This is a genomic window from Caballeronia sp. LZ065 (assembly GCF_031450975.1).
Taxonomy (GTDB): domain Bacteria; phylum Pseudomonadota; class Gammaproteobacteria; order Burkholderiales; family Burkholderiaceae; genus Caballeronia.
In genome coordinates this window covers 168505-180136 of sequence record NZ_JARUXV010000001.1, presented here as the reverse complement: position 1 = coordinate 180136, position 11632 = coordinate 168505, and the positions used below count along the sequence as shown (strand labels likewise).

Annotated in this window: 8 protein-coding genes; 7 read left to right on the top strand and 1 reads right to left on the bottom strand. The window is 62.9% G+C overall.

From position 1 onward, the window contains the following. Window positions 1-20 precede the first annotated feature (20 nt). From atpG to QCE63_RS00835, 5 genes are all read left to right on the top strand, one after another. Window positions 21-905: a F0F1 ATP synthase subunit gamma gene (gene atpG, locus QCE63_RS00855; protein ID WP_309829631.1), complete on the top strand. Its 885-nt coding sequence runs from the start codon at window positions 21-23 to the stop codon at window positions 903-905. A gap of 38 nt (window positions 906-943) precedes the next feature. Further along, window positions 944-2338, top strand: a complete 1395-nt coding sequence (gene atpD, locus QCE63_RS00850; protein ID WP_309829629.1) for a F0F1 ATP synthase subunit beta — start codon at window positions 944-946, stop codon at window positions 2336-2338. A gap of 78 nt (window positions 2339-2416) precedes the next feature. Continuing rightward, window positions 2417-2842, top strand: coding sequence for a F0F1 ATP synthase subunit epsilon (locus QCE63_RS00845; RefSeq protein ID WP_309829627.1), 426 nt, complete (start codon window positions 2417-2419; stop codon window positions 2840-2842). A gap of 314 nt (window positions 2843-3156) precedes the next feature. Continuing rightward, window positions 3157-4887: an AMP-binding protein gene (locus QCE63_RS00840; RefSeq protein ID WP_309829626.1), complete on the top strand. Its 1731-nt coding sequence runs from the start codon at window positions 3157-3159 to the stop codon at window positions 4885-4887. Window positions 4888-5510: 623 nt separating this feature from the next. Continuing rightward, on the top strand, window positions 5511-6458 hold the full coding sequence (locus QCE63_RS00835) for an alpha/beta hydrolase (protein WP_309829623.1): 948 nt from the start codon (window positions 5511-5513) through the stop codon (window positions 6456-6458). 4 nt (window positions 6459-6462) lie between these two features. Here QCE63_RS00835 and QCE63_RS00830 read toward each other — a convergent pair whose 3' ends face one another. Continuing rightward, window positions 6463-7311 (bottom strand): transporter substrate-binding domain-containing protein, encoded by an 849-nt coding sequence (locus QCE63_RS00830; RefSeq protein WP_309829621.1) that lies wholly within the window; start codon window positions 7309-7311, stop codon window positions 6463-6465. A 217-nt stretch (window positions 7312-7528) separates the two neighbouring features. Here QCE63_RS00830 and hemE point away from each other — a divergent pair, with 217 nt between their 5' ends. Continuing rightward, on the top strand, window positions 7529-8626 hold the full coding sequence (gene hemE / locus QCE63_RS00825) for a uroporphyrinogen decarboxylase (protein ID WP_309829619.1): 1098 nt from the start codon (window positions 7529-7531) through the stop codon (window positions 8624-8626). 477 nt (window positions 8627-9103) lie between these two features. Continuing rightward, the gene (locus QCE63_RS00820; protein WP_309829617.1) at window positions 9104-11344 is read left to right on the top strand and encodes a primosomal protein N'; all 2241 of its coding nucleotides are present in this window, start codon (window positions 9104-9106) and stop codon (window positions 11342-11344) included. Window positions 11345-11632: the final 288 nt, after the last annotated feature.

Sequence of the window (11632 nt, the reverse complement as noted above, 5' to 3'; positions counted from 1 at the left end):
AGGCCGACAAGGAGTAAGCAATGGCTGGAATGAAGGAAATTCGCGGCAAGATCAAGAGCGTGCAAAACACGCGCAAGATCACCAAAGCGATGGAAATGGTCGCCGCATCGAAGATGCGCCGCGCCCAGGAACGCATGCGTTCCGCCCGTCCGTATGCCGACAAGGTCCGCGCGATCGCCTCGCACATGAGCAAGGCCAATCCCGAGTATCGCCATCCGTTCATGGTGGAGAACAAGGGTGCGAAGACCGCCGGCCTGATCCTCGTCACCACCGACAAGGGTCTGTGCGGCGGCATGAATACGAACGTGCTGCGCATGTCGTTGAGCAAGATCAAGGAACTCGATCAGAGCGGTGTGAAGATCGAAGCTTCGGCGATCGGCGGCAAGGGTCTGGGCTTCCTGAACCGGCTGAAGGCGCAGGTCGTGTCGCAAGTCACGCAACTGGGCGACACGCCGCATCTGGAAAAGCTGATCGGCGCGATCAAGGTGCAGCTCGACTTGTATTCGGAAGGCAAGATCAACGCGGTGTACCTGGCGTACACGCGCTTCGTCAACACGATGAAGCAGGAAGCGGTGATCGAGCAGTTGCTGCCGTTGTCGGTGGATGACCTCCACGCGAAGGATGAAGACGGCGACACGCCGAAGACTTCGTGGGACTACATCTACGAACCGGATGCGCAGACCGTGGTGGACGAGCTCCTCGTGCGCTACGTCGAGGCGCTGGTTTATCAGGCTGTCGCGGAAAACATGGCCTCGGAGCAATCCGCGCGCATGGTCGCGATGAAGGCCGCGTCCGACAACGCGAAGACCGTGATCAACGAACTGCAGCTCGTCTACAACAAGAGCCGCCAGGCCGCGATTACGAAAGAATTGTCGGAAATCGTCGGCGGCGCCGCAGCGGTCTGACGGCCGCGTGAAAGAACACAGTATCTAAAGGAAATGCGATGAGTACCACTGCTTTGGTAGAAGGCAAGATCGTACAGTGCATCGGCGCCGTTATCGACGTGGAGTTTCCGCGTGCAGAGATGCCGAAGATCTACGACGCGCTCATTCTGGAAGGCACCGAACTGACGCTCGAAGTCCAGCAGCAGCTGGGCGACGGCGTGGTTCGCACCATCTGTCTGGGTGCTTCCGACGGTTTGCGCCGCGGCACGATGGTCAAGAACACGGGCAAGCCAATCAGCGTGCCGGTCGGCAAGCCGACGCTGGGCCGCATCATGGACGTGCTCGGCCGTCCGATCGATGAAGCCGGTCCGATCACCGCGGAAATCACGCGTTCGATCCACCAGAAGGCGCCGGCGTTCGACGAACTGTCGCCGTCCACAGAACTGCTCGAAACCGGCATCAAGGTTATCGACCTGATCTGCCCGTTCGCGAAGGGCGGCAAGGTGGGTCTGTTCGGTGGCGCCGGTGTGGGCAAGACCGTGAACATGATGGAACTCATCAACAACATCGCGAAGGAACACGGCGGTTACTCCGTGTTCGCCGGTGTGGGTGAGCGTACCCGTGAAGGGAACGACTTCTATCACGAAATGAAGGACTCGAACGTCCTCGACAAGGTCGCGCTCGTGTACGGCCAGATGAACGAACCGCCGGGCAACCGTCTGCGCGTCGCGCTGACCGGTCTGACGATGGCCGAGCACTTCCGTGACGAAGGCCTGGACGTTCTCTTCTTCGTCGACAACATCTACCGTTTCACGCTGGCAGGCACGGAAGTGTCGGCACTGCTCGGCCGTATGCCGTCGGCAGTGGGCTATCAGCCGACGCTGGCTGAGGAAATGGGCAAGCTGCAAGAGCGTATTACGTCGACCAAGACCGGCTCGATTACCTCGGTTCAGGCCGTGTACGTCCCTGCGGATGACTTGACCGACCCGTCGCCGGCTACGACTTTCGGCCACTTGGACGCCACCGTCGTGTTGTCGCGTGACATCGCTTCGCTGGGTATCTATCCGGCCGTGGACCCGCTCGATTCGACCTCGCGTCAGATCGACCCGAACGTGATCGGCGAAGAGCACTACTCGATCACGCGCGGCGTGCAGCAAACGCTGCAGCGCTACAAGGAATTGCGCGACATTATCGCGATTCTGGGCATGGACGAACTGTCGCCGGAAGACAAGCTGTCGGTCGCGCGCGCGCGGAAGATCCAGCGTTTCCTGTCGCAGCCGTTCCACGTCGCTGAAGTGTTCACGGGCTCGCCGGGCAAGTACGTGCCGCTGAAGGAAACCATTCGCGGCTTCAAGATGATCGTGGAAGGTGAATGCGATCATCTGCCGGAGCAGGCGTTCTACATGGTCGGCACGATCGACGAAGCCTTCGAAAAGGCCAAGAAGATCCAGTAAAGGTCGGTTATTTCAGGCGGACGCCCTTGCTTTGCAGCGGCGTCCACGAAATACACAGACCGACAGGAGTCGACACATATGGCAACCATCAAGGTAGACGTCGTCAGCGCGGAAGAGCAGATCTTCTCGGGCCAGGCGAAGTTCGTCGCGCTGCCGGGCGAAGCGGGTGAACTCGGCATTCTGCCGGGCCACACGCCGCTCATCACGCGCATTCGTCCGGGCGCGGTGCGCATCGAGGCGGAAGACGGTTCGGAAGAGTTCGTGTTCGTTGCAGGCGGGATTCTCGAAATCCAGCCGGGCGTCGTGACCGTGCTCGCCGATACCGCCATTCGCGGCGCCGATCTCGACGAAGCGAAGGCAGAGCAGGCGAAGAAACGCGCCGAAGAAGCAATGCAGGACAACAAGTCCGAACTCGAATACGCCACCGCGCAAGCGGAACTGGCGTATGCGACAGCGCAGCTCGCGGCGATCCAGCGTCTGCGCAAGGTTCACGCGAAGCACTGACACGCGACACGCTTTTTGCGTGTTCAGCAGCGACAAAAGGCAGCCTTCGGGCTGCTTTTTTTATGCTCGATTCGGGCTGCTGCTTGGGCGATTTCTGCATATCGGATGTGCAGCCTCTGACGCGTCGTTCCGTAGACCCCTGATTCATCGACGTTCTCGTCTAAGGCACGCGGCAGGTTCGCGTCGCATTGCGGGGAAACACTCAATGCCCGCTGGCAAGATCGCCATGCACAATGGCTTTCATCGGCCCTTACAGCGGCCAGCCACATTACGCCCGGCTCAGGGCGGCAAAATATCCAGGCGGAGAGTGATCGATGGCGACTGAACAGACGCAGGCGGGTGCGCAGGTCGCACCGCGCGACGGCGTGTCCTACGTGCGCGGTGCAACCGATATTCCCTTGAGCGAAGCAACCGTCTCACGCTTCCTGCTCGACACCGTGCGCCGTTTTCCGGATCGCCCTGCTGTGGTGTTTCGCGAGCAGGGCATCCGTTGGACGTGGCGTCAGTTCGCCGACGAGGTCGACGCGCTCGCCAGCGGCCTGCTGTCCCTGGGCGTGGAGGCGGGCGATCGCGTGGGAATCTGGTCGCCGAACCGGGCCGAATGGCTGTTGACGCAGTTCGCCACAGCTCGCATGGGCGCCGTGCTGGTGAACATCAATCCGGCGTATCGGCTGGCCGAGCTCGAATATGCGCTGAACAAGGTCAGCTGCAAGGCCATCATCGCCGCCGAGCAGTTCAAGACGTCGAAGTATCTGGAGATGCTCGAGTCGCTCGCGCCTGAATTCGCCCACGCCGAGCCCAACGCACTGCGCGCCAAAAAGCTGCCCGACTTGCGCGCGGTGATCCGAATGGGCGACGCGAGCAGTCCCGGCATGCTCAACTTCGCCGACGTCATGCGACTCGGCCGCGAGCAACTCGACGGGGCGAAACTCGACGCGCTGGAAGCGGCGTTCAATTCGGACGAACCGATCAATATCCAGTTCACGAGCGGCACGACCGGCAATCCGAAGGGGGCGACGCTTACGCATCGGAACATCGTCAACAACGCGCGCTACATCGCGATGGCGATGCGACTTACCGAGCAGGACTCACTGTGCATTCCAGTGCCGCTATACCACTGCTTCGGCATGGTGTTGGCGGTGCTTGCATGCGTCTCGACGGGCTGCGCGATGGTCTTCCCCGGCGAGGCCTTCGACCCCGGCGCGACGCTCGCCGCCGTGCACGAAGAGCAATGCACGGCGCTGCACGGCGTGCCGACGATGTTCATCGCGGAACTGGATCACCCGGATTTCGGCACATTCGATCTCAGTCGCCTGCGCACCGGAATCATGGCCGGCTCGCCGTGCCCGATCGAAACCATGAAGCGGGTCGTGTCGAAGATGCATTTGAGCGAGATCACCATCGCCTACGGCATGACCGAAACGAGCCCGGTATCCTTCCAGAGCTCGACCACCGATCCGCTCGACAAGCGCACGACGACCGTCGGACGGGTTCAGCCACATCTCGAAGTGAAGATCGTCGATCCGCTGGGCGAAATCGTGCCGGTCGGCGAGACGGGTGAACTTTGCACGCGCGGCTACTCGGTGATGAAAGGCTACTGGGGCGACGAGGCGAAGACACGCGAAGCCGTAGTCGACGGCTGGATGCATACCGGCGACCTCGCCACGCTCGACGCCGAGGGCTATTGCAACATCGTCGGCCGCCTGAAGGACATGTTGATTCGCGGTGGCGAGAACATTTACCCGCGTGAGATCGAAGAATTCCTGTTCCGCCATCCGAAGGTGCAGTCGGTCCAGGTCTTCGGCGTCCCCGACCCGAAGTATGGAGAGGAAGCGTGCGCGTGGATCGTCGTGCGTCCCAGGGAGCACCTGAGCGAGGAGGAAGTACGGGAGTTTTGCGCGGGCCAGATCGCGCATTACAAGGTGCCGCGTTACATTCGTTTCGTCGATGACCTGCCGATGACGGTAACCGGCAAGGTACAAAAGTTCGTCATGCGGGCCCGCATGATCGACGAATTGAAGCTTTCGGAGAGTCGAACCGCCTGACGACGTGGATCATTCAGCCGAAACGAAGAAGGGAGCGCAGTGCGCTCCCTTCTGTCATTGGACCAAACATTGGCGCTGTCGAAGCTCTCAAAAAGCGCTAAAGCGGCGCAAACGTTTGTTCAGGCAAAAAAAAAGCGGGCCTGGAGCCCGCTAAAAACCACACGCTACGGGGTTAGCGCGAGGAGACCAAAGGTGAGATGTTTCGAGTACGAAACTCGAAGAACGATCCCAGCAAAGATGCCCCAAAAGTGAGCTTCGGCGATTGCCGACCACCGGAAACGCGCAGCTTTTATCTCGCACGCCCCAATACATCCGTGTTGAAACCGTTTGAACAGATTGTGGGCGAATTGAATCCGCGTCGCCGTAACAAAGTGTTTCAGGTTGTAACCCCCGCCCCGTAAGGCTTTCAGGAAATTTTCGCGCGCAATCTGTGGGTTTCGCGTGAATATATTGCCCGATCTTCGAAACGCCCACTTCATCGGATTGTTCGAATGAAAAAATGCCGTCTTAAGGGCTAGTGCGATTATTCTAATCGTCCGAGAAAATTGAACGCGCGGACGCATGTAAACGGAGCGCAAAACCCGTGAGCGGGCGTCTTTTCCAAAAAACATCTGGAGACATGCATGACCATCGATGCAGCCCTGCTGCGCTACTACGAGAACGTTGCCCAGGCCTTTCCGCTTCCTGCACTGAACGACGACGCGCGAGCAGTGCGAGATCGGTTCAGCAAAATTGCACATGCCTACGCTGGCCCAGATGATGCAGCTGTCACGACCGAAGACATCGAGATCCCGCTCGAAGGCCGCACCGTCAAGGCGCGCATCTACCAACCCGCCGACATCGCCGGCCCGTTGCCGCTGCTCGTGTACTTCCATGGCGGCGGCTGGGTGGTCGGCGATCTGGAGACGCACCACGGCCTCGTCGCACGGCTCGCGCGGGATGCTCAATGCGCGGTGGCAAGCGTCGACTACCGGCTGGCGCCCGAATTTCCATTCCCCGCGCCGTGCGCCGACGCGTTCGACGCGCTGATCTGGCTCGCCGAGCACCGCTCGCGGCTGGGCTTCGCGACTGACCGGCTCGCCGTGGGCGGCGACAGCGCCGGTGCTCATCTGGCGGTGGTCGCGGCGCGCGGGGCAAACCAGCAGGTGGCTGGAATGGTCGACTTGCAGTTGCTCCTCTATCCGGTCATGCGGCAACAGTTCGACAGCCCGAGCTGCATCGCCAACGCAAACGGTCCGGGTCTCACCAACGACGAAATGACGTGGTACTGGGCCCGGTTCTTCGCGGCCGGCACGCCGAATTCAGACGACGCACGCGCCTTCCCGCTCGCCGAGCCCTACGAGCGCGCGCCCGCGCCGGCGCTGATTGTCGCGGCGGCCTACGACCCGCTCTACGACGACGCCTATGCCCTCAAGAGCTTCCTCGAAGCCAATGGCGGCCGCGCCGAAATGATCGACGCCCACGACATGACGCACGGATTCGCCCGTCTGCACTCGCACTCCGAGGCGGCGCTCGCCTGGCTGCGCAAGATCGGCGTGCACACCGGCGAGCTGCTGCGGGCGGGGCGCTGAGTCCTTACTTCAGCCACTTGTCATATACCGCCTGATACTCGCCCGACGAACGGGCGAGATGCAGCCACTGGTCGACGTACTGCTGGAACACCACGTCGCCGCGCGGCAGCAGATACGCCTTTTCGCCGAACTGGAATGGCTTGTCCGGATGCACCGAGCACAAACCAGGATTGAGCTTCTGCTGGAGCAGCGTCTCGGACGCGTCCGTAACCATGACGTCTGCTTTGCCGTCGAGGATCTGCTTGAAGATGGTCACGTTGTCCGGATACTCGATCAGCTGCGAGTGCGGGAAATACTGTTTGGCGAAGCGCTCGTTCGTGCCGCCCGGATTGACGATGGTGCGCACGCCCGGCTGATCGATCTGCGCAACCGTCTGGTACTTGTCCACATCGTCGCAGCGGACGATGGGCGTCTTGCCGTCTTCCATGTACGGCGCGGTGAAGAAGGCGCGCTTCTGCCGCTCGAGCGTGGTCGAGACGCCGCCCACGGCGATGTCGCACTGGGCGATGAAGTCGTTCATCAGGTTCGACCACGACGTCTTCACGTATTCCACCTTGGCGCCGAGCGACTTGGCGAGGCTCTCCGCCAGATCGATGTCGATGCCTTCGAACTGTCCGTCCGTCCTCAGGAACGAATACGGCTTGTAGTCGCCGGTAGTGCAGACCCGCAAGGTATGGCGCGCAAGAATGCTGTCGAGGCGTGTGGCTGGCGCGGACGCCGGCGCGGGCTGGGCGCCCGAGACGGTGCCTGCCTGAACGGTTTGAGCCTGCGCGGCGCCCGCGAACGCGGACGACAGCGTGACGGCGCCAATGGCATAAGCGGCTGCGGCGAGACGGACAGACGTGCTTTTCATCGATTCTCCCGGTTGTCTTTGTTTCTGAGTGGTTGTGAATTGGGGTGACCGTCCAGCGATCATAGCGAGCCGTTCGACGGGCCGACAGTCGGCCGAATGGCATAGGCCGGCCCGCGCCGGCGCCGTGTGAGACTCGCCGAATGGTCCGGATCCGTCAACGGCAACGCTCGGGCCCTCCGGTAGAATGAACGATTCTTCGCCTTCAGCACCGAGCGACGTGGCACATACCCTTCTGAACGACACCTTCCTGCGCGCGCTGTTGCGCCAGCCCACCGACTACACCCCGATCTGGCTGATGCGTCAGGCAGGCCGTTACCTGCCCGAGTACAACGCCACGCGGACGCGCGCCGGCAGTTTCCTGGGGCTCGCGAAGAACCCGGATTACGCAACTGAAGTCACGCTTCAGCCGCTCGAACGCTTCCCGCTGGACGCCGCCATCCTGTTTTCCGACATCCTGACGGTGCCTGACGCCATGGGTCTCGGGCTGAACTTCGTGCAGGGCGAGGGCCCGCGCTTCGAGCGGACCGTGCGCACGGAAGACGACGTGAAGCGCCTCGCGGTGCCGGACATCGACAGCACGCTGCGCTACGTCACCGACGCCGTCAGCCAGATCCGGCGCGCGCTCACGGATTCGCAGGGTCGCCAGAAAGTGCCGCTGATCGGCTTTTCGGGTAGTCCGTGGACGCTCGCGTGTTACATGGTGGAAGGCGGCGGGTCGGACGACCATCGCACGGTCAAATCGCTGGCTTATGCGCGGCCGGACCTGATGCACCGCATCCTCGACATCAACGCGCAAGCCGTGGTGGCGTACCTGAATGCGCAGATCGAAGCGGGCGCGCAAGCCGTGATGATCTTCGACACCTGGGGCGGAGCGCTCGCGGATGGCGCCTATCAGCGCTTCTCGCTCGATTACATCGCGAAGATCGTCGCGGGCCTGAAGCGCGAGCACGACGGCGCGCGCGTCCCGGTCATCACCTTCACGAAGGGCGGCGGCCTGTGGCTGGAAGAGATCGCGGCAACGGGCGTCGATGCCGTCGGACTCGACTGGACCGTGAACCTCGGCCGTGCGCGAGAGAAAGTGGGTGCGCGCGTCGCGCTGCAGGGAAACATCGATCCGAACGTGCTGTTCGCACCGCCCGCCGCGATCCGCACGGAAGCACGCGCCGTGCTCGACAGTTTCGGCAACCATCCGGGCCACGTTTTCAATCTGGGCCACGGCATTTCGCAATTCACGCCGCCGGAACACGTTGCGGAGCTGGTTGACGAGGTGCATCGGCATAGCCGCGCCATTCGAGGTGGACAGGGCTCGCGCTAGTTACGGTTACGCGGCCGGCATGTCCGAAAGCCCCTATTACGCACGCATGTTGCGCCGCAATGTCACGATTCCACCTGGAATCGTCAGCGGGTGTAGCTTTTTGTCGCAATCGCCCGTCTCAGGCGGGGTCCGGCGATGTCAAGACTGAACTTATACACATTTCGTTCGCTGCGGCGCGCCATCAGACCTATGGCCTGAAACAGCTGATTCGGTATCTCTATATGTGCTTTAAGTCCATGAATGATAAGAGTTTTAGGCTGCTTCGCCCGAAATGTGGGCCAGCGCACATAAGGGTTTCGTGACGGGCATTGCGGCGTGACCGCCAGCACTTCTCAACAAAGTTATCCACAAGGCTGTGGAAAGCATCGGAAATCCAAAACTAATCTGCGGTTTACCAACGATTCTGATGTTTTACTTTAACTTCAGCCGGGCAATCCACGCGCCTGTTCCACGCCCACACGGCCGGAGCTGTGGATAATGGCCGGCCTCTTCGTGCGCGTCGCCGTGGATCAGCCGATGCCGGTGCTGTTCGACTATCGGTATGCGCTGGCCGACGCGCCAATGGCAGGAGCGCTGGTGCTGGTGCCGTTCGGCCGGCGCGAAGTGGTGGGACTGATCTGCGAGGTCGCCTCCACCACCGATGTTCCCGCAGGGAAGCTGCGCAACGTCAGCGCGATCTGCGAATCTTGTCCGCCGCTGTCCGAGTCATGGATCGCACTCACCAGGTTTGCCGCGGACTACTATCAGCGCGGTCTTGGGGAGGTCGCGCTGCCGGCGCTGCCGCAGGCGCTGCGCGATGCGTCGAGGTGGAATCGCCTGTTCGCCGTCGAAGCGCGTTACCGCTTGCTGGCCGATGGACGCGCCGCCTTGCCCGATGCCTTGCCCGCCCGCGCCAGTGCATTGCGACGTCTGGCGCAAACGCTCGCCGACCAGCCTTTCCTGGGCCTGAGCGATGCCCGCGCGCTGCACCCCAAGGCGGGCGCGACGCTGGAAGACTGGCTGGCCCACGGCTGGATCGAGCAGGTTGACGAGCGCGCCCCGGAGTCGCCGATTCACGTCGCGCCGACCGGCAACGCCTCCCTTCCGGTGCTGACCGACGAACAACGCACCGCTGTCGATGCCATTTCGGCCGCACAAGGCTTCGCCCCGTTCTTGCTGCACGGCGTGACGGGAAGCGGCAAAACCGAGGTGTATCTGCAGGCGCTGGCACGGTTATTCGCCGCGCGCCCCGACGCGCAGGCGCTCGTCCTGGTCCCTGAAATCAACCTGACGCCGCAGTTCGAGGCCGCGTTCCGCACGCGCTTCGCGGGCCTCGCAGAAGGGGCCATCGTCACGATGCACAGCGGCCTCGCTGAAGGCGAGCGCGCGCGCAACTGGCTGGCCGCCCACATGGGGCACGCGCGCATCGTGCTCGGCACGCGCCTCGCCATCCTGGCATCGATGCCGCACCTCGCGATGATCGTCGTCGACGAGGAGCACGACCCCGCTTACAAGCAGCAGGAAGGCTTGCGCTATTCCGCGCGCGATCTCGCCATCTATCGCGCCAAGCAGCTCGATATCGCCGTAGTGCTGGGCTCCGCGACGCCGTCGCTCGAAACCTGGTGGCAGACGGAGCAGGGCCGCTACACGCGTCTGACGCTGACACGGCGGGCCGTCGCCGAGGCGGTGCTGCCGGGCGTCAGGCTCATTGATCTGGAAGAGGAGCGGCGCCGCGGCCGCGCGTCCGTCGATGGACTGTCGGGGCCCTTGATCGCCGCGTTGAAGACGCGTGTCGAGCGGGGCGAACAGAGTCTCGTGTTCCTGAACCGGCGAGGCTATGCGCCGATCCTGTCATGCGACGCGTGCGGCTGGGTCGCGGGCTGCCCGCGGTGCAGCGCCTATGCCGTGCTCCACAAGCCGGAGCGGGCGCTGCGCTGTCACCACTGCGGATGGGAGTCGCGCATTCCGAAGTCGTGTCCGGATTGCGGCAACATCGACATCGCGCCGATGGGCCGCGGTACGCAGCGCGTCGAGGAGACGCTCGCGAGCGTGATGCCGGGCGCGCGCGTCCTGCGCATCGATGCCGACAGCACGCGCCGCAAGGGCAGCGCGCAGGCGCTGTTCTCCGATGTCCATGCCGGGGAAGTCGACATTCTGGTGGGCACGCAGATGATCGCGAAGGGGCACGACTTCCGGCGAGTGACGCTCGTCGGCGTGCTCAATGCCGACCTTGCGCTGTTTTCACACGACTTCCGCGCCAGCGAACGCCTCTTCGCCCAACTGACGCAGGTGAGCGGCCGGGCGGGGCGCGCCGGTCTGCCCGGCGAAGTGATGATCCAGACGCGCTATCCGCGCCATGCGCTCTACCAGGCGTTGACGCGCCAGGACTACGCGGGATTCGCCAACTCAACGCTGGCTGAACGGCGTGACGCGCACCTTCCGCCATTCGTCTACCAGGCGATGCTGCGTGCCGAGGGACGCACGCTCGAAGCCGCGCTGGCCTTTCTGGAGCAGGCGGCCGCCGGATTCGCGCCGCTGCCGGGCGCCGAGCGCGTGACGGTGTACGACGCCGTGCCGCTGACCATCGTGAAAGTGTTCAACGTGCATCGCGCGCAATTGCTGCTTGAAAGCAATTCACGTGCGGCGCTGCAAACCGCGCTGCATGCCTGGCAGCCCGTGCTGCGTTCGCTGAAGGGTGTGCTGCGCTGGAATGTGGAAGTCGATCCACAGGACGTCTGATGCTGGCGTGAAAGCGGCTGGCGACGTCAGGCCGCCGTGAAAGGTTCAGGACTTCGCGCGGGAAACGCCGCTGCGGGCGCGTCGGCCTTCGTCCGGGGCGTCGTCGGACCGGTGCACGTGCGGTGATGCACCCCGCACGAACAGCACGACACAGACTGCGAACATCACCCAAACGCTGGTTACCACCATCCAAGTGCTCATGCTCGAAACTCTCCCCGAGGTCGCGGATCGTTGACCGCGAAATACCGCGCCGTGGGCGGCGCATTGTGTTTATATCGGCGCGGCCGG